This is a genomic window from Pseudomonas sp. WS 5532, from assembly GCF_012985445.1.
Taxonomy (GTDB): Bacteria; Pseudomonadota; Gammaproteobacteria; order Pseudomonadales; family Pseudomonadaceae; genus Aquipseudomonas; species Aquipseudomonas edaphica.
In genome coordinates this window covers 187,399-204,263 of record NZ_JAAQWK010000006.1, presented here as the reverse complement: position 1 = coordinate 204,263, position 16,865 = coordinate 187,399, and the positions used below count along the sequence as shown (strand labels likewise).

Below are 16,865 nucleotides of genomic sequence, written 5' to 3'. Positions count from 1 at the left end.
TCAGCTAGGCGTGCTTGGGCAAGTCGGCGGCCAATTGCTCCAGGAACATCGCCAGCGCGACTTCTTCGGCTTTAAGGCCTTTGCGCATCCGTGGCTTGGGCAGCTTGGACAGCTCGCCCAGGCTGAAATGCTCCAACACCGCCGGGTGGATATAGCACTTGCGGCACACTGCTGGCGTGTTGCCCAACTGCTTGGCAACATCCTTGACCATCGCCACCACATGCCGCTTGGCATCGGATTCGGGCTGCCATTCCAATTCGCGCAACACCGCCAGGGCCATCGCCGTGCCGGCCCAGGTGCGGTAGTCCTTGGCGGTAAAATCGGCGCCGGTGAGGCTGTGCAAATAGGCATTCACGTCGTGGGAACTGACGGTGTGGCGCTCGCCGTCTTCGTCCAGGTACTGAAACAGATTCTGGCCCGGGAGTTCAAGGCAACGCTTGACCACCGTGGCCAGGCGCCGGTCCTTGACGCTGACCTGGTGCTCGACGCCACTCTTGCCGCGAAACTGGAACTGGATTTCGCTGCCCTTGATGTCCACATGGCGGTTGCGCAGGGTGGTCAGCCCGTAGGATTTGTTGTCGCGGGCATATTGGGTGTTGCCGACGCGGATCAATGTGGCGTCCAGCAGCATCACCACGGTGGCCAGGACTTTTTCACGGGTGAACCCAGGCGCGGCGATTTGCGCTTCCAATTGTTTGCGTAATTTGGGCAAGGCCTTGCCGAACTCTTGCAGGCGCGAGTATTTGTCGGTGTCGCGCACTTCGCGCCAGCGGCTGTGATAGCGGTACTGCTTGCGGCCCCGCGCATCACGGCCGGTGGCTTGCAGGTGGCCACGCGGGTCGGCGCAGATCCACACGTCGGTGTAGGCCGGTGGCACGGCCAACGCATTCAGGCGCTTTATTTCATCGGCATCGGTGATGCGCTGGCCTTTGGGGTCGACATACTGAAACGTGCCGCGCAGTTTTTTACGGCGGATGCCGGGTTGGGTGTCGTCAACATAATGCAGGTCGCGGGGCAGGTCGGCAGGCAGCGCAGAGTCGGGCATGGTGCAAGTTCCTTGGCAACAGATCAGGCCGGTATACCTGATTGACCGCAGGGTTTTACGCGCGTGCCAAATACTTACGCCAGTACGGCCACCGCCTTGATTTGCGCCCACAACACCTGGCCCGAATGCAGTTGCAACTGATCGCGGGAGAAGCGGGTAATCCTCGCCAGCAGTGGCGTACCGCCGGCATCCAGGCGCACTAGCACGTGGGCGCTGTTGTCCGCCGCTATTTCCTGGGTGACCGTCACCGGCAGGCGGTTGAGGATGCTGCTGGCTTCTTCGGCGTGCAGGCTGAGGCTGACGTCGCGTGCTTGCACCTTGACCCGCAACGGTTTGCCCAACGCCAGCGGAGCGTGAGCCACGCGCATTTGCAACGGGCTGTCGGGCAATTGCAGGGTGAGCAGTTGATAGTGTTCATCGTAGGCAATCACGCTGCCATTGATGACCACGCCGGCGTCATCGCCCAGCGCCATCGGCAAGTCCAGGCGAGCCAGGGTTTCGCCGATGGGGCCGCTGGCCAGCGCCTTGCCGTCGCTTAATAGCACGATGTGATCGGCCAGGCGCGCCACTTCATCCTGGGCATGGCTGACGTACAGCACCGGAATATCCAACTCATCGTGCAGGCGTTCGAGGTAGGGCAGGATCTCGCTTTTGCGCTTGCTGTCCAGGGCCGCGAGCGGCTCATCCATCAACAACAACTGCGGGCTGGTGAGCAATGCGCGGGCGATGCCGACGCGCTGGCGTTCGCCGCCGGACAAGTGCTGCGGGTGGCGTTCAAGCAAGTGGCCAATGCCCAGCAGTTCGGCGGCCTGGGCCATGTCCACACGGCGAAGCGGGCGGGCAATACGCTTGAGGCCGAACTCCAGGTTGGCACGCACCGACAGGTGGGGAAACAGACTCGCTTCCTGGAACACATACCCCAGTGCGCGCTTATGCGGCGGCACAAACACGCCGTTACGGCTGTCTTGCCAGACCTCTTCGTTGACCTGGATAAACCCGTCTTCAGCGCGCTCAAGCCCGGCGATACAGCGCAGGCAAGTGGTCTTGCCTGAGCCGGAATGCCCGTAGAGCGCGGTCACGCCACGGCCGGGCAGGTGCAGGTCCACGTCCAGGGCGAAGCCTGGGTACTTCACGTTCAGGCGTACTTCAATCATTGCGGTCAGCTCCAGCCCATCTTGGTTTTACGGCTGGAATAGAGCGCCAGCAATACGAGAAAAGCGAACACCACCATGGAGCCGGCCAGCCAGTGGGCCTGGGCATATTCCATGGCTTCGACGTGGTCGTAGATCTGCACTGAGACCACGCGGGTTTTGTTGGGGATATTGCCGCCGATCATCAGCACCACGCCGAACTCACCGACAGTGTGGGCAAAGCCAAGAATCGAGGCGGTGATAAAGCCGGGGCGCGCCAGGGGCAGGATCACCGTGAAAAACGTGTCCCATGGGTTGGCACGCAGCGTCGCCGCCACTTCCAATGGGCGCGTGCCGATGGCGGAGAAGGCATTTTGCAACGGCTGCACCACAAACGGCATGGAATAGATCACCGAGCCGATCACCAGCCCGGCGAAGCTGAAGGTCAGGGTGCCCAGGCCCAGCCATTGGGTCAACTGGCCGAAGTAGCCGTTGGGCCCCATGGTCAACAACAGGTAAAAGCCGATGACCGTCGGTGGCAACACCAACGGCAACGCGACAATCGCGCCTATGGGGCCGCGCCACCAGGAGTGGGTGCGCGACAGCCACAGGGCGATCGGAGTGCCGATGATCAGCAGGATCACAGTCGTCAGTGACGCCAGTTTGATGGTCAACCAGATGGCGGAAAAATCGGCACTCGACAGCGGCATATTCAGTTAGCCAGCTCGTAACCGTAGGACTTGATCACCGCAGCGGCTTTTGGCCCCTTGAGGTATTCAACCAAGGCTTTGGCGGCAGCGCTGTCCTTGCCTTTATTGAGGATGACCGCGTCTTGTTTGATCGGGTCGTGCATGGCCGCCGGCACGATCCACGCCGAACCGCTGGTGACCTTGCCGTCCTTGTAGATCTGCGACAGCGCCACAAAACCCAACTCAGCGTTGCCGGTGGACACGAACTGGTAGGCCTGGGTGATGTTCTGGCCTTCGACCAGCTTGTCCTTGACCTTCTCGGTGAGGCCTTCTTTAGCCAGCACTTGAGTGGCCGCCAGGCCGTAAGGCGCCGCTTTCGGGTTGGCGATGGACAGGTGTTTGAAGTCGTTTTTCTTCAGCACCTCGCCTTTGGCATCCACGTAACCTTCTTTGGCCGACCACAGCGCCAGGGTGCCGACCGCGTAGGTGAAGCGCGAACCTTTGACCGTATCGCCTTCGGTTTCAAGTTTTTGCGGGGTGGTGTCATCGGCGCTGAGGAACACTTCGAACGGCGCACCGTTCTTGATCTGGGTATAGAACTGGCCGGTAGCGCCGTAGGCGGCGACCAATTTGTGGCCGGTGTCTTTTTCGAAATCGGCAGCAATCGCCTGGATCGGCGCGGTGAAGTTGGCGGCGACAGCCACCTGGACTTCATCGGCGTGGGCTGGGCCAAAAGTAAAAGCGGCAATCAGGGTGGCCAGGGCAGTAGGGGCCAGGCGTGAGGCGCGGATCGTCATGAAGCAGCTCCTTGGGGGGGGTACGGCTTGTTATAGGTAGAAGGCTTTACCGCTATGTATGGGAATATATAGCGGTTGGCCATTGCCGGTACAGTGCAAAGTTGCCCCAAGTGTCAGTGGCGCTTGAGCTTGGCCAGCACCTGGTCGGCCAACTGGCGGGTCAAGTCATACGTAGAAATATCTCTACCCAGACGCAGCGCCTGGCCTGCCCACAGGTTGCTGAAGCCGGCTTCATCCTTAGCCTTGAGCGGCATCAAGGCGCCGCCGGCAGTGGGGAATGCGGGGGCAGACGGGTTGATCGCACCGAGTTCGCGCATCACCCGGTTGACGATGCCGCGCGCCGGGCGGCCGGTGAACAGGTTGGTCAGCGCGGTTTCGCTGGCCTGGGCATGGCGCAAGGCATAGTGGTGGGACACGCTGACATTGGCTTCGGGAGTAAACAGGTACGCAGTGCCGATTTGCACGGCCGAGGCACCCAGGGCCAATGCCGCGACGATGCCGCGTGCATCGCCAACGCCGCCTGCGGCGATCACCGGCACCTTCACCGCGTCGACAATTTGCGGCACCAGCGCCATCAAGCCGATTTGGGTGTCGAGGTCGTCACTGAGGAAAATCCCTCGGTGCCCACCGGCTTCAATGCCCATCGCGATGATTGCATCGCAGCCATGCTGTTCGAGCCAAATGGCTTCTTCAACGGTGGTGGCCGAGGACAGCACCTTGGCGCCGGTGGCTTTTACCCGGTCGAGCAAGGCTTTTTCCGGTAGCCCAAAGTGAAAACTCACCACCTCGGGGCGAAATTCTTCGACGACTTTGCAGGCGGCTTCGTCGAACGGCGCACGGTTGGACACCGGTGTTGGTGCATCAAAATCAGCGCCCAGCTCGCGGTAGTAGGGCTCCAGCAACGTTTTCCAACGGTGGTCACGCGCGTTATCAGCTGCTGGCGGTTGATGGCAGAAGAAATTGACGTTGATCGGGCTCGCGCTGGCCTGGCGAATGGTGTTCAAGGCATCGCGCAGTTGCTCGATGCTCAGCGCTGCGGCGGGCATCGAGCCCAAGGCGCCGGCTTGATTGGCGGCGATGACCATCGCTGTGGTGGTGGCGCCGGCCATCGGGGCCTGGATGATAGGCACGTCGATGCCCAGCAGGTCGAGAATTCGGGTGTCTGGCCAGGTGCTCATGGGATGCGTCTCCAGCGTGAATAAGACTTTGCGCTGTTTTAACAGGGCCATTGGCACCCGGCCAGTCTGTTTTATTCACTGGACGAGGGGGTAATTTCGTGCGCTGCCATGCGTCGATGGCGTGCCCCAACACCGCATGGATGCGCCCGGCGTTCGCGTTGTCGCCTGCGTGGCCTTGAAAAAACGCCTGGAACGCCGGGTACAGCGTGAGGCTGTCTTTGTGACTGACATTCGAAATGTATCAGGCTGACGATGTGGCGCTGGTGTGTATCGGTGTTCGCTAGCGTTTCACCGACTGTTCGCGCTCCAGCAGTTGCCGCTTGCGCTCTACGCCCCAGCGGTAGCCCGACAACGCGCCGTCACTGCGCACCACGCGGTGGCAGGGAATCGCCACCGCCAGGCTGTTGGCGCCACAGGCCTGGGCCACCGCGCGAAACGATTTGGGCGCGCCGATCTGCACAGCAATCTGCGCGTAGCTGGCGGTGCTGCCCACCGGGATGTCGCGCAGCGCCTGCCACACCCGTTCCTGAAAGGCGGTGCCGCGCAGGTCCAGGGGTAAATTCAACCCCAGGGCAGGGGCTTCGATAAAACCCACGACCTGAGCGATCAACTGTTCGAACTCATGATCTGCGCCGACCAGTTCGGCTTTGGGGAACTGGTCTTGCAGGTCGCGCAGTAAGGTGTCCGGGTCATCGCCCAATAAAATCGCACACACGCCGCGTTGGCTTTGCGCCACCAGAATCGCCCCAAGTGAACATTGGCCCACGGCAAACAAAATCGTGCTGTTGGTGCCGCCGGCTTTGTAGTCGCTGGGCTTCATGCCGAGCAGTCGGTTGGCTGATTCATAAAAGCGGCTGTTGGAATTAAAGCCCGCGTCATACAACGCATCGGTCACTGAATGCTCGCCCTTGAGGCCGTGGCGAACTTTGCGCGAACGCAGGGCACTGGCATATCCCTTGGGCGTCAGGCCGGTCACCGCTTTGAATATGCGATGAAAATGGAATGAACTCAGCCCGGCGCCACTGGCGAGTGCTTCCAGGCTGGGCGCGGTTTCGGCCTGCTCGATCTGCCGGCACGCCTCGGCCACCCGTTGGGCGTGGAGGGCCGCCAATTGAGTCTGGTCGCCGGCCGCGCGTTTGCTTGGGCGATAACCCGCCGCTTCAGCCTGGGCAGGGGTGTCGAAGAATTCGATGTTCTCCGGGCGTGGCAATCGCGAGGCGCTGCTGGGGCGGCAATACACGCCGGTGGTTTTAACGCCATAGACAAACAGGGCGTCAGCCTTGGCATCACGGGCGACGATGGCGGCCCAGCGGGGGTCTTGTTCGGTGGTCATGGCCTGCACTCTTGACGGATCACGGCCAGATTAACCGCGTTGCAGATGGCCGGCACTCTGAAGCTTGCGGTCAAATTAGCCAGCGGTGCGAAAAGTCAGGTTGATGCGCTGCGGGCCCATGACCGGATGCACGCCCTCTTTAATCGGCATCACCCCATGAAAACGCAAGCGATCCACGCCGCCCCAGACCACCACGTCGCCGTGGAACAGTGAAACTTTTTGAGTTTTGCTGCTGCGCTCATGGCCGCCAAACAGGAAGATCGCCGGCAGGCCCAGGGAGACTGAAACCACAGGGGCGCTATAGGCGCGTTCGTTTTTGTCCTGATGCAGGGACATCTTGGCGCCCGGCACATAGCGGTTGATCAGGCAGGCATCCGGGGCAAATGCGCTGAAGCCAGCTTCGGCTGCGGCAAGCGTGGCCAGTTCACGCAAAGTCTCGGGCATAGCCGGCCAGGGCTGCTGATTGCGGGGGTCAATCGGGCTGTAGCGGTAGCCGGTGCTGTCGGTGGTCCAACCCAATGTGCCGCAACTGCTGAGTGCGGCCGACATGGTGAAGCCGCCGGGTGTGACCATTTGTCGAAACGGCGATTGGGCCAACACCCGTCGCAGTTCAGGCAGCAGGCGTTCAATCCATGGCAGGGCGAAGCCCCTGAGTACGTAGGACTCTTCGCCAATCTGCTCGCGCCCCGCCGGTTGCTGCAAGGCATCCTCAGCGAACAGATCAGCCGTCGGGCCTGGCATGGGTTACAGGGCCTTGCTCACGGTGATGTCGGTGATTTCATCGGTGGCATCGTGGATTTTTGCCAGGGCTTCTTTGGCTTCTTCAACGCTTCCCGATTGCAGCAGGGCGAATTCAAAGCGACGTTCGCCATTGAGCTTGTACTTCATAACGTATTTAGTCACAGCGGTTTTCCTGTCGAGGGTTCGGCTCAGCTCAGTTTGGTGCTGGTGCGGCGAACAATGCGAATCTTGTGGGACAACGCAGGTTTGCGGGTCACGCTGATGGCGCGGCGCGTGACCACATCCAGGGTAATGTTCCAGAACCCGGTGCTGGGTGCGGTGATTTTTGCCGGGAATTTGTCGAACGCGCCGCCGTGGTAAGTGTGGCGGCCACCGTTCTTGAAACTGCGGAAATTGGCATCGCTCATCAGGCGAATGTTGCAGGTCTGCGAGCATTCGATGACAACGATGTCGCCCTCGTTGAGGTGCTCGCGCTGGTGGATGAATTTCATGGGGGTGTCTCCAGAAGGGCTTTTTCTGAAAAATCAGAATGATACGTAGGTTAAGATAGAGTTTATCAGCCCTGACGCGATTATTATCGGGTCGTCGTCGACGACTTCGACAATTTAAAACAGTTATTTCCCAAGTTTTCAGAGATAAATCCCACATGGGCGGGAGAAATTTCCTCTCTTCGCGGTCGTAGGGTCTTTATCGGAGGTTTAAGTATGAAGTGGAGTGTGTTGGTTCTGGCCTTGGCGTTAGGTGGATGTGCTTCGGTTGCAGATATCAAGCAGACCCCGCCAACCCTGGTGGTTATTTCAGGCAAAAAACCGCCTGAATATGCTGCCTGTGTGGTCCGAAAACTGGAGGCGACGCGTCGGCCGCCGCAGATTGAGCCGCATAAGGACGGTGTACAGGTGATTGTTCCGCAGAAATTCTCGGCCGACCCTTCGGCGATCTTCGAGATCGAAGAACGCTCCAGCGGCAGCAGTATCAAGCTCTATGAAAGCATGTCAAATGTGCCGATTCGCCCAGGCGACATCAAGAAAGCCGGGGAGGATTGCATCTCCGGCTGAGCCTTTGGTTTATCCGCGTACTGAACCCGATAAAAAAGCCTGACCCTGCCGTTGCAGCGTCAGGCTTTTTTTTGCGTTTATTCGGGTGTTGTCGCTTGTAGAGGGAGTGCTGATCGGGCAGGGCATCCGTTAAACTGTCGGCCATTCAATGCAAAGATGCCGCTCAAACTTTGAGTTTGCGCGGCATTAGTCCTTCCTGGAAAGCCCGTCATGAAACGAGAACACGTCAAAGCCCGACATGCCGAAGGCCAAATATCGGCCACCCATGTTATCCAGAACCCCGCCGACCTGGGCGAGTGGATCGTATTTTTCAAGAAGAGCGGCGGCCGCAGTTACTTTCTGGTCGACGATCAGGATGAGGTTGAGTCATTCCCGCGCCTGGATGACCTGATCGAGACCTTGCGTGGCCTGGGGCTCAAGTTCGCCGAGGTTCATCTGTAGTACGCAGTATTACTTGCACACCACGACGACGCTGCGGCTCTTGAAGTTGCCTACGTCTTTGCCCAGGGTCTTGTCGCTCTCCTTGAGTGCCGGCGTACCTTCGGTGCCGACGATGCGGTAACCGGTGCCCGCACACGAAGCGTCAGCTTTTTCGTAGCAACTGGCCCATGAATTGGCCTCGCCCGAGCAGTCGATGGTCAGGCCTTGCTCGCCGTTTTTCAGGTAGGTGTCGGACGTGGTGGTGCAGCCGGTCATCAGCGCCAGTGCCGCAGTCAGTGCCAGAATCTTGTTCATGTGTTGGGTCGTCGTCGAGGGTGTAGGAGGGGCGCAGACACTGTCGTGGGGCGTTCGTAGCAAGATTATAGCGAACGGCCATCAAGGTACAGACAAACACAAAAAAGCCCCGTTGACCGGGGCTTTGTGCGCAAGCAATGACGCTTACTTTTTGTCCTTGGGGCGCTTGCTCGATGCGTGGCCGGCTTCGTCCACAAACACTTCAGCCACCGCAACGGCCATGCTTTCGCTCGCGAATACCCCGGCGACGCTGTCGCCGTGGAAGTTGATCAGGTGCCAGCCGTCCGCACGCTTGGTGATCAGGTAGCCGTTTACGCCTTTTGGTTCTGACATCTATCAATCTCGTAGTCTGGTTCAAGCCAGTAATGATAGCGCCAATTGGCCCCGAGGCGCGCAAGTTGTTGCAGGTCAGTGCCCTGCCGCGAAAAGCGTGCTAAAACCATTGAGGCGCTCGTAAGCAAAGGGGCGATGGCTGGTTATGTCGCGCCCTGAGTGAATGCTCTTCGTAGGATCAGCGGAACTTACGCGCACATTTTTTCTCTATGTTGACATCGCAACGCCAGCAGGACCCATTGTAAGGTGACTGCGGCCTGATTAGACTGCGCCGAATTCCGTACGCACAGCCCTTTGTAAGGACTTATATGATCAAGAAATGCTTGTTCCCAGCAGCCGGTTACGGCACTCGCTTCTTGCCAGCGACCAAAGCCATGCCCAAAGAGATGCTGCCGGTGGTGAACAAGCCACTGATTCAGTACGGCGTCGAAGAGGCACTGGATGCCGGCTTGAACGAAATTTCCATTGTTACCGGCCGCGGTAAGCGCGCGCTGGAAGACCACTTCGATATCAGCTACGAGCTGGAAAACCAGATCAAGGGCACCGACAAGGAAAAATACCTGGTCGGCATCCGTAAACTGCTCGACGAGTGCTCGTTCTCCTACACCCGTCAAACCCAGATGAAAGGCCTTGGCCACGCCATCCTCACTGGCCGCCCGCTGATCGGTGACGAACCGTTCGCCGTGGTGCTGGCTGATGACCTGTGCGTCAACCTGGAAGGCGACGGCGTACTGACCCAGATGGTCAAGCTGTACCAGAAATACCGCTGCACCATCGTTGCTGTTCAAGAGGTCGACCCTCAGGAAACCAACAAGTACGGCGTGATCGCCGGCGACGATATTGGTGATGGCCTGATTCGCGTGCGTGACATGGTTGAAAAACCAGCGCCGGAAGATGCGCCGTCGAACCTGGCGATTATCGGTCGTTACATCCTGACGCCGGACATCTTCAAGCTGATCGAAGAAACCGAGCCAGGCAAAGGCGGCGAGATTCAAATCACTGACGCCCTGCTCAAGCAAGCCAAAGATGGCTGCGTGATCGCCTACAAATTCAAAGGCCGTCGCTTCGACTGCGGTGGCGCTGAAGGCTACATTGAGGCCACCAACTTCTGCTACGAGCACTTCTACAAGACCGGTAAGGCTTACTGATTCACGGTAGCCCGCCCAAAAAGCCACCTTCGGGTGGCTTTTTCGTTTTTCAGCCCCATGTAAGTCGGTATGCTGGTGCCCTGCCGAGGAGAGTGAAATGGCCTACGATTTTGATCTGTATGTAATTGGCGCCGGTTCCGGCGGTGTTCGCGCGGCGCGCTTTGCCGCAGGCTTTGGCGCTAAAGTGGCGGTAGCTGAAAGCCGTTACTTGGGCGGTACCTGCGTGAACGTTGGCTGCGTGCCGAAAAAACTGCTGGTGTACGGCGCGCATTTCGCCGAAGACTTTGAGCAGGCCAGCGGTTTCGGCTGGTCGTTGGGTGAAGCGAACTTTGACTGGGCGACCCTGATCGCCAACAAAGACCGTGAAATCAACCGCCTCAATGGCATCTACCGCAACCTGCTGGTTAACAGTGGCGTGACCCTGCACGAAGGGCATGCGCGTTTGGTTGATCCGCACCAGGTGGAGATCAATGGCGAGCGCTTTACGGCCAGGCACATCCTGATCGCGACGGGCGGCTGGCCGCAGATCCCGGAAATCCCGGGCCGTGAGCACGCCATAGGCTCCAACGAGGCGTTCTTCCTCAAAGAGCTGCCCAAGCGCGTGCTGGTAGTGGGCGGCGGCTACATTGCCGTCGAGTTTGCGGGCATCTTCCATGGCTTGGGCGCGCGCACAACCTTGCTGTATCGCGGCGACCTGTTTCTGCGCGGGTTTGACGGCGCAGTGCGCACGCACCTGAAGGAAGAGCTGACCAAGCGCGGCCTCGACCTGCAATTCAATGCCGATATCGAGCGCATCGACAAACAGGCTGACGGCAGCCTCAAGGCCACCCTAAAAGACGGCCGCGTGCTCGAAGCCGATTGCGTGTTCTACGCCACCGGCCGCCGCCCGATGCTCGACAACCTGGGGCTGGAAAACACCGGCGTCAAATTGGATGAGCGTGGCTTTGTCGAAGTCGACGACCTGTACCAGACCGCCGAAGCCTCGATCCTGGCCATCGGCGATGTGATCGGGCGCGTGCAATTGACGCCCGTCGCGCTGGCCGAAGGCATGGCGGTTGCTCGTCGCCTGTTCAAGCCCGAGCAATACCGTCCGGTCGATTACGCGATGATCCCGACCGCGGTGTTCAGTCTGCCGAATATCGGCACCGTGGGCCTGAGTGAGGAAGAGGCAAAGAAGAACGGCCATAACGTGCAAATCTTCGAAAGCCGCTTCCGGCCGATGAAGCTGACGTTGACCGATTGCCAGGAAAAAACCCTGATGAAGCTGGTGGTCGACGCCGACACCGACAAGGTCCTGGGCTGCCACATGGTCGGGCCGGATGCGGGTGAGATCGTCCAGGGCCTGGCGATCGCGCTCAAGGCGGGCGCGACCAAGCAGCATTTCGATGAAACCATCGGCGTGCACCCTACGGCGGCGGAAGAGTTCGTCACCATGCGCACGCCTGTAGCGGGCTGATCAGGCGTCGGCGGTTGCCTCTGGCGGCGTTGCAACGACGGCCGCCAGGCGCAATGCCTCGATACTGGCCTGGGCCTTGATCAGGTCCAGTTCCAGGGTTTTGCTCACCTGCTGTTGCTCACTCAGCGCTGCCTGGCGCGCTTGACTTTCCTCTACCGCAACCCGCAAGCGCTCCTGAAGCAAGGTGCGTTCGCTTTCCATGCGGCCCAGCTGTTCGCTGATTGTTTGCTGCTGCGCCTGTTCCTTGCGTGATTGCTCCTGCAGGGCGGTCAGTTCCTTGCTGGTCACGCGGTGCTCGATCAGTAGCCGCTCATTATCGCGATGCAGCTGGGTGATCTCATCCTGGCGCACCATGGCGCTTTGTTGCGCCTGGCGCAGATCGGCCTGCACCTGCTGCAGTTGGCCCTCATGGCGCCGTTGCTCTTGCTCGCGTTGCTCCTTCACCGCATTGCGGTAGTGCTCAAGCGCGTCGCGGGCGTGCAAGTGTTTGTCTTCCAGCGAGCGAATCTGCTCGTCCTTGTCATTCATGCGCAACTCGTAATCGCTGCACGCCTGGCTGAGCCCCGCATTGCGAGTTTGTTCGGTTTGCAGGCTGGTGCTGGCGGTCTGCAAGGCGGCGCTTTCTTCGGCCAGTGCGGCGGCCTGGATATCCAATTGCTGCTTGAGCTGGCCGTGGGCTTCTTCAAGCGTTTGAACCTGGGCGAGCAGGGCGGATTTTTGCTGCTCGAACTGCGCCAGTGCCGCGTCAATCGGCTCCTGGGCCTTGTCTTTAAGGCGTTGAGCCAGCCGTGCTACCAACTCGCCCAGTTCATCGTCGATGGGCGCCTGGGTGATGGTCAGCCGGGTTTCGCTGTCATCGAGTTCCTTCAAATAGCGATGAATCGTGGTTTTCGAGCCGGTATTGCCCATCTCGATGCGCACCGCGTCGATGCTCGGGTTTTCGCCACGGGCCAGGATCGCCAGGCGTGCCGTTTGAACCACTGCTTTGTTTATGCCGCCGCGCGCCATGAAGTCTCCGTCGATTTAGTACTGTGGTACATGGTATGTAGATACATACTTTATCACGAATAAAAACCCGTTTAAATTCATGATTTAACAGATGGGATATTGGCGTATTATCCCGTGTCAGAGCCGTTTTAACCGTTAATACACCCGCCAGCAGTACGAATAGGCCTTTCATGAGCGACCTGGACCGTTACCTCAACGCCGCCACCCGCGACAACACGCGGCGCAGCTATCGCGCAGCCATCGAGCATTTCGAAGTGAGTTGGGGCGGGTTCCTGCCAGCCACCAGCGACAGCGTGGCGCGCTACCTGGTGGCCCATGCCGGGGTGCTGGCGGTCAACACCTTGAAGCTGCGGCTCTCGGCGCTTGCGCAGTGGCACACCAGCCAGGGTTTCCCGGACCCGACCAAGGCGCCGGTGGTGCGCAAGGTGCTCAAGGGCATTCGGGCGGTGCACCCGGCACGGGAGAAACAGGCCGAACCTTTGCAGCTCAAGCACCTTGAACAGGTGGTGGCATCACTTGAGGTTGAAGCCAGGCAGGCCATTGAAGCGCAGGATCAGCCGCGCTTGCTGCGCGCCAAGCGCGACACTGCGTTGATCCTGCTGGGCTTCTGGCGCGGCTTTCGCAGCGACGAGTTATGTCGCCTGAGCATCGAACACGTGCAAGCGGTGCCCGGCGCCGGCATCAGCCTGTACCTGCCGCGCAGCAAAAGTGACCGCGACAACCTCGGCAAAACCTACCAGACGCCGGCGCTGCTGCGCTTGTGCCCGGTGCAGGCCTACAGCGACTGGCTAAGCGCCTCGGCCCTGGTGCGGGGGCCGGTGTTTCGGGGGATTGATCGCTGGGGCAACCTGGGCGAGGAGGGGCTGCACCCCAACAGCGTGATCCCGCTGCTGCGCCAGGCTCTGGAGCGCGCGGGCATTCCGGCTGATCAATACACCAGTCACTCGCTGCGCCGCGGTTTCGCCACCTGGGCCCATCGCAGTGGCTGGGACATCAAGTCGCTGATGAGTTACGTCGGCTGGAGCGACACGAAATCCGCCATGCGCTATGTTGAAGCGACACCCTTTTTGGGCATGACCTTGGCGACTCCACCGCTGCGTTGAGATTTCTTCTATTAATACAGATACCTGATAGGGAAAACCAATCGTCAGCATCAGGTTTGCCAATGAGCCACCGACGGAAAGAGTGAGTAGGATTCATCTCATCAACTTTTCAACCACTGACGGAGAGTCACCGATGCCTATCATCAACAGCCAAGTAAAACCGTTCAAAGCGACCGCCTACAAAAACGGCAACTTCGTAGACGTGTCGGACGCTGACCTGAAAGGCAAATGGTCCGTAGTCTTCTTCTACCCAGCCGACTTCACCTTCGTTTGCCCAACCGAACTGGAAGACCTGGCTGACAACTACGCCGAATTCCAGAAACTGGGCGTCGAAATCTACAGCGTGTCCACCGATACCCACTTTGCCCACGCTGCCTGGCACAACACTTCGCCAGCCATCGGCAAAATCCAGTACACCATGATCGGCGACCCAACCCTGACCATCTCGCGCAACTTCGACGTACTGATCGAAGAAGCTGGCCTGGCAGACCGCGGCACCTTCGTGATCAACCCGGAAGGTCAGATCAAGATCGTTGAACTGAACGACGGCGGTGTTGGCCGTGACGCCTCCGAGCTGCTGCGCAAAATCAAGGCCGCTCAGTACGTCGCTGCTCACCCGGGCGAAGTCTGCCCAGCCAAGTGGAAAGAAGGCGAGGCTACTCTGGCTCCGTCCCTGGACCTGGTCGGCAAGATCTAAGTCTGTGAAACATCAAGGGCGGGTTGCCGCACCTTAAGTAAGCTGCACCGCCCTCAAAACGCCCGGGCGAGATTCGCTCGGGCGTTTTTTTGTCTGCAATAAACCGAATTAACAGGAAATCGCCCGTATGTTGGACGCCAATCTTAAAGCTCAGTTGAAGTCATACCTGGAACGGGTCACCCAGCCGATCGAGATCGTCGCCTCCCTCGACGACGGTGCGAAATCCCAGGAAATGCTTGCCCTGTTGCAGGACGTAACCAGCCTCACCATGCTGATTACCCTCAAAACCGATGGCAATGATGCGCGCAAGCCGTCGTTCTCCATCAACCGCCCGGGTGCCGATATCAGCCTGCGTTTTGCCGGCATCCCCATGGGCCATGAATTCACTTCGCTGGTGCTGGCCCTGCTGCAAGTCGGTGGCCACCCGTCGAAGGCCAGTGTCGAAGTGATTGAACAGATTCGTGCCTTGAAAGGCGAGTTCAGCTTCGAGACCTACTTCTCGCTGTCGTGCCAGAACTGCCCTGACGTGGTTCAGGCGCTGAACCTGATGGCCGTGCTTAACCCGAACATCCACCACGTCGCCATCGACGGCGCGCTGTTTCAGGCTGAAGTCGATGAACGCCAGGTCATGGCAGTGCCCAGTGTGTACCTCAATGGTGTGAACTTTGGCCAGGGCCGCATGGGCCTGGAAGAGATCCTCGCCAAGCTCGACACCAGCGGTATCGAAAAGGCCGCCGAGAAAATCAGCGCCAAAGAGGCCTTTGATGTGTTGGTGGTCGGTGGTGGCCCAGCCGGTTCTGCCGCAGCTATCTACGCCGCACGCAAAGGTATTCGCACCGGCGTGGCAGCTGAGCGTTTCGGCGGCCAGGTGCTGGACACTATGTCCATCGAGAACTTCATCTCCGTGCAGGAGACCGAAGGGCCGAAACTGGCCAGCGCCCTGGAGGCGCATGTGCGTCAGTACGACGTGGACATCATGAACCTGCAGCTTGCCAGCCGCCTGATCCCGGCAAAAAATGCCGGTGACTTGCACGAAATTCGCTTTGAAAGCGGTGCGACCCTCAAGTCCAAAACCGTGATTCTGGCCACCGGTGCCCGCTGGCGCGAGATGGGTGTGCCGGGCGAGCAGGAATACAAGGCCCGCGGCGTGTGCTTCTGCCCGCATTGCGACGGCCCGTTGTTCAAAGGCAAGCGTGTGGCAGTGATCGGCGGTGGTAACTCCGGCGTTGAAGCAGCCATTGACCTGGCCGGTATCGTCAGCCACGTGACCTTGCTCGAGTTCGACAGCAAGTTGCGCGCCGATGCCGTGTTGCAGCGCAAGCTCTACAGCCTGCCGAACGTGGACGTGATCACCAGCGCATTGACCAGTGAAGTCAAAGGCGATGGCCAGAAGGTCACCGGTCTGGCGTACAAGGATCGTGACAGCGGCGAGTTCAAGACCATCGACCTGGAAGGCATCTTTGTTCAGATCGGCTTGTTGCCCAACACCGACTGGCTCAAGGGCACGGTGGAATTGACCCCGCGCGGCGAGATCATCGTCGATGCGCGTGGCGAAACTTCACTGCCGGGCGTGTTTGCTGCCGGTGACGTGACGACCGTGCCGTACAAGCAGATCGTGATTGCGGTAGGCGAGGGCGCGAAGGCTTCGCTGAGTGCTTTTGATCACCTGATCCGTACCTCGGCACCCGCTTAAATCCGGCTGCGAAAATAAAAAACCCCATGAGTGATCATGGGGTTTTCTCGTTCCCACGTTCTACGTGGGAATGCATCCGGTGACGCTCCGCGTCACGCAGAACGCTTACAGCGGCGCCGGCTGAATAATCTCAACCCAGTAAGCATCCGGGTCTTTGATGAACGCCAGGCTTTTCATGCGGCCATCGCTCAGGCGCTTCTGGAAATCACAGCCCAAGGCTTCAAAACGCTCGCAAGCGGCGACAATATCCGGCACCGAAATGCAGATATGGCCAAAGCCACGCGGGTCAGTATTGCCGTTGTGGTAAGCAAAGTCGGCGTCGTTTTCGGTGCCGTGGTTGTGGGTCAGTTCGAGGATGCCAGGGATCGACTTCATCCACTGCGTACGCGCGGCGGCGTCGGCTGGAATCTGGGCCTTGTCCACCAGGGCCAGAAAGTAGAGGCTGAATTCGGCTTCCGGGAAGTCACGCTTTTCAACCAGGGAAAAGCCCAATACGCGGGTGTAGAAGTCCAGCGATTTGGTGATGTCCTTGACCCGCAGCATGGTGTGGTTGAACACGAAGTTCGACGTGGCGGTGTCAGGTTGGGCGGTGACGCCCGGGAAAGTGTTCAGATCGTGCAGGCTCATGGGCCCTCCAGAAAAAATGGGGCAAACGCGACTCGTGACTTGAGTGGTCCCTTGGCTTGCGGCCGGCATCCGTGCCGCACCGCCATGATACGCAAGC

Annotated in this window: 20 protein-coding genes; 7 read left to right on the top strand and 13 right to left on the bottom strand. The window is 59.5% G+C overall.

All coding sequences use genetic code 11. The features are described from left to right. Positions 1-4: 4 nt before the first annotated feature. From HBO23_RS13050 to HBO23_RS13010, 9 genes are all read right to left on the bottom strand, one after another. Positions 5-1,045 (bottom strand): DNA topoisomerase IB, encoded by a 1,041-nt coding sequence (locus tag HBO23_RS13050; RefSeq protein ID WP_099549872.1) that lies wholly within the window; start codon positions 1,043-1,045, stop codon positions 5-7. Positions 1,046-1,119: 74 nt separating this feature from the next. Next, on the bottom strand, positions 1,120-2,199 hold the full coding sequence (modC, locus tag HBO23_RS13045; RefSeq protein ID WP_170038364.1) for a molybdenum ABC transporter ATP-binding protein: 1,080 nt from the start codon (positions 2,197-2,199) through the stop codon (positions 1,120-1,122). 5 nt (positions 2,200-2,204) lie between these two features. Beyond that, on the bottom strand, positions 2,205-2,891 hold the full coding sequence (gene modB, locus HBO23_RS13040) for a molybdate ABC transporter permease subunit (protein ID WP_169986425.1): 687 nt from the start codon (positions 2,889-2,891) through the stop codon (positions 2,205-2,207). Further along, entirely contained in the window at positions 2,888-3,661 is a 774-nt protein-coding gene (gene modA / locus HBO23_RS13035) for a molybdate ABC transporter substrate-binding protein (protein ID WP_170038362.1), read from the bottom strand. The genes modB and modA overlap by 4 nt, the downstream gene beginning before the upstream one ends. 113 nt (positions 3,662-3,774) lie before the next feature. Beyond that, positions 3,775-4,839 (bottom strand): nitronate monooxygenase, encoded by a 1,065-nt coding sequence (locus HBO23_RS13030; RefSeq protein ID WP_170038360.1) that lies wholly within the window; start codon positions 4,837-4,839, stop codon positions 3,775-3,777. 280 nt (positions 4,840-5,119) lie between these two features. Then, positions 5,120-6,172: a bifunctional DNA-binding transcriptional regulator/O6-methylguanine-DNA methyltransferase Ada gene (gene ada / locus HBO23_RS13025; RefSeq protein WP_138452423.1), complete on the bottom strand. Its 1,053-nt coding sequence runs from the start codon at positions 6,170-6,172 to the stop codon at positions 5,120-5,122. A 75-nt stretch (positions 6,173-6,247) separates the two neighbouring features. Next, positions 6,248-6,913, bottom strand: a complete 666-nt coding sequence (gene alkB, locus HBO23_RS13020) for a DNA oxidative demethylase AlkB (RefSeq protein ID WP_169985899.1) — start codon at positions 6,911-6,913, stop codon at positions 6,248-6,250. A 3-nt stretch (positions 6,914-6,916) separates the two neighbouring features. Then, a complete protein-coding gene (locus HBO23_RS13015) occupies positions 6,917-7,075 on the bottom strand; it encodes a hypothetical protein (RefSeq protein ID WP_017135489.1) in 159 nt (52 codons plus the stop codon). Positions 7,076-7,101: 26 nt separating this feature from the next. Beyond that, the gene (locus tag HBO23_RS13010) at positions 7,102-7,404 is read right to left on the bottom strand and encodes a DUF1883 domain-containing protein (protein WP_003173824.1); all 303 of its coding nucleotides are present in this window, start codon (positions 7,402-7,404) and stop codon (positions 7,102-7,104) included. A gap of 213 nt (positions 7,405-7,617) precedes the next feature. Here HBO23_RS13010 and HBO23_RS13005 point away from each other — a divergent pair, with 213 nt between their 5' ends. Both HBO23_RS13005 and HBO23_RS13000 read left to right on the top strand, forming a co-directional pair. Continuing rightward, positions 7,618-7,968 (top strand): hypothetical protein, encoded by a 351-nt coding sequence (locus HBO23_RS13005; RefSeq protein WP_065929976.1) that lies wholly within the window; start codon positions 7,618-7,620, stop codon positions 7,966-7,968. Between the two features lie 210 nt (positions 7,969-8,178). Further along, complete coding sequence (locus tag HBO23_RS13000; protein ID WP_017135491.1) at positions 8,179-8,409, top strand: hypothetical protein; 231 nt, start codon at positions 8,179-8,181, stop codon at positions 8,407-8,409. 9 nt (positions 8,410-8,418) lie between these two features. Here the strand turns inward: HBO23_RS13000 and HBO23_RS12995 are convergent, their stop codons facing one another. Together HBO23_RS12995 and HBO23_RS12990 are read right to left on the bottom strand one after the other, a co-directional pair. Further along, positions 8,419-8,703, bottom strand: coding sequence for a hypothetical protein (locus tag HBO23_RS12995; protein ID WP_017135492.1), 285 nt, complete (start codon positions 8,701-8,703; stop codon positions 8,419-8,421). Between the two features lie 144 nt (positions 8,704-8,847). Beyond that, entirely contained in the window at positions 8,848-9,036 is a 189-nt protein-coding gene (locus HBO23_RS12990; protein ID WP_017135493.1) for a hypothetical protein, read from the bottom strand. A gap of 308 nt (positions 9,037-9,344) precedes the next feature. Here HBO23_RS12990 and galU point away from each other — a divergent pair, with 308 nt between their 5' ends. Together galU and gorA are read left to right on the top strand one after the other, a co-directional pair. Then, positions 9,345-10,184, top strand: a complete 840-nt coding sequence (gene galU, locus HBO23_RS12985) for a UTP--glucose-1-phosphate uridylyltransferase GalU (RefSeq protein WP_003212579.1) — start codon at positions 9,345-9,347, stop codon at positions 10,182-10,184. Positions 10,185-10,281: 97 nt separating this feature from the next. Next, complete coding sequence (gorA, locus tag HBO23_RS12980) at positions 10,282-11,640, top strand: glutathione-disulfide reductase (protein WP_170038358.1); 1,359 nt, start codon at positions 10,282-10,284, stop codon at positions 11,638-11,640. Here gorA and HBO23_RS12975 read toward each other — a convergent pair whose 3' ends face one another. Next, the gene (locus tag HBO23_RS12975; protein WP_170038356.1) at positions 11,641-12,648 is read right to left on the bottom strand and encodes a DNA-binding protein; all 1,008 of its coding nucleotides are present in this window, start codon (positions 12,646-12,648) and stop codon (positions 11,641-11,643) included. It abuts the gene before it with no gap. Between the two features lie 170 nt (positions 12,649-12,818). Between HBO23_RS12975 and HBO23_RS12970 the strand changes: the two genes are divergently transcribed. The 3 genes from HBO23_RS12970 to ahpF all read left to right on the top strand — a co-directional run bounded on the left by HBO23_RS12970 (position 12,819) and on the right by ahpF (position 16,141). Continuing rightward, positions 12,819-13,751, top strand: a complete 933-nt coding sequence (locus HBO23_RS12970; protein WP_170038354.1) for a site-specific integrase — start codon at positions 12,819-12,821, stop codon at positions 13,749-13,751. 133 nt (positions 13,752-13,884) lie between these two features. Next, positions 13,885-14,448 (top strand): alkyl hydroperoxide reductase subunit C, encoded by a 564-nt coding sequence (gene ahpC, locus HBO23_RS12965; RefSeq protein WP_010210361.1) that lies wholly within the window; start codon positions 13,885-13,887, stop codon positions 14,446-14,448. A gap of 127 nt (positions 14,449-14,575) precedes the next feature. Then, positions 14,576-16,141 carry an alkyl hydroperoxide reductase subunit F gene (ahpF, locus tag HBO23_RS12960; RefSeq protein ID WP_170038352.1) on the top strand — a complete coding sequence of 522 codons (1,566 nt, stop codon included), beginning with the start codon at positions 14,576-14,578 and terminating at the stop codon, positions 16,139-16,141. A 105-nt stretch (positions 16,142-16,246) separates the two neighbouring features. Here ahpF and gloA read toward each other — a convergent pair whose 3' ends face one another. Next, positions 16,247-16,768: a lactoylglutathione lyase gene (gene gloA, locus HBO23_RS12955; RefSeq protein ID WP_017135498.1), complete on the bottom strand. Its 522-nt coding sequence runs from the start codon at positions 16,766-16,768 to the stop codon at positions 16,247-16,249. Between the last annotated feature and the right edge of the window lie 97 nt (positions 16,769-16,865).

Excerpts from the sequence above, each read along its gene's own strand:
- gorA (WP_170038358.1), top strand. The coding sequence starts at position 10,282 with ATGGCCTACGATTTTGATCTGTATGTAATTGGCGCCGGTTCCGGCGGT.
- modC (WP_170038364.1), bottom strand. The coding sequence starts at position 2,199 with ATGATTGAAGTACGCCTGAACGTGAAGTACCCAGGCTTCGCCCTGGAC.
- alkB (WP_169985899.1), bottom strand. The coding sequence starts at position 6,913 with ATGCCAGGCCCGACGGCTGATCTGTTCGCTGAGGATGCCTTGCAGCAA.
- HBO23_RS13030 (WP_170038360.1), bottom strand. The coding sequence starts at position 4,839 with ATGAGCACCTGGCCAGACACCCGAATTCTCGACCTGCTGGGCATCGAC.
- ahpC (WP_010210361.1), top strand. The coding sequence starts at position 13,885 with ATGCCTATCATCAACAGCCAAGTAAAACCGTTCAAAGCGACCGCCTAC.
- galU (WP_003212579.1), top strand. The coding sequence starts at position 9,345 with ATGATCAAGAAATGCTTGTTCCCAGCAGCCGGTTACGGCACTCGCTTC.
- HBO23_RS13005 (WP_065929976.1), top strand. The coding sequence starts at position 7,618 with ATGAAGTGGAGTGTGTTGGTTCTGGCCTTGGCGTTAGGTGGATGTGCT.
- HBO23_RS12990 (WP_017135493.1), bottom strand. The coding sequence starts at position 9,036 with ATGTCAGAACCAAAAGGCGTAAACGGCTACCTGATCACCAAGCGTGCG.
- modA (WP_170038362.1), bottom strand. The coding sequence starts at position 3,661 with ATGACGATCCGCGCCTCACGCCTGGCCCCTACTGCCCTGGCCACCCTG.
- HBO23_RS12975 (WP_170038356.1), bottom strand. The coding sequence starts at position 12,648 with ATGGCGCGCGGCGGCATAAACAAAGCAGTGGTTCAAACGGCACGCCTG.
- HBO23_RS12970 (WP_170038354.1), top strand. The coding sequence starts at position 12,819 with ATGAGCGACCTGGACCGTTACCTCAACGCCGCCACCCGCGACAACACG.
- HBO23_RS13010 (WP_003173824.1), bottom strand. The coding sequence starts at position 7,404 with ATGAAATTCATCCACCAGCGCGAGCACCTCAACGAGGGCGACATCGTT.
- HBO23_RS13000 (WP_017135491.1), top strand. The coding sequence starts at position 8,179 with ATGAAACGAGAACACGTCAAAGCCCGACATGCCGAAGGCCAAATATCG.
- gloA (WP_017135498.1), bottom strand. The coding sequence starts at position 16,768 with ATGAGCCTGCACGATCTGAACACTTTCCCGGGCGTCACCGCCCAACCT.
- HBO23_RS12995 (WP_017135492.1), bottom strand. The coding sequence starts at position 8,703 with ATGAACAAGATTCTGGCACTGACTGCGGCACTGGCGCTGATGACCGGC.
- ada (WP_138452423.1), bottom strand. The coding sequence starts at position 6,172 with ATGACCACCGAACAAGACCCCCGCTGGGCCGCCATCGTCGCCCGTGAT.
- HBO23_RS13050 (WP_099549872.1), bottom strand. The coding sequence starts at position 1,045 with ATGCCCGACTCTGCGCTGCCTGCCGACCTGCCCCGCGACCTGCATTAT.
- ahpF (WP_170038352.1), top strand. The coding sequence starts at position 14,576 with ATGTTGGACGCCAATCTTAAAGCTCAGTTGAAGTCATACCTGGAACGG.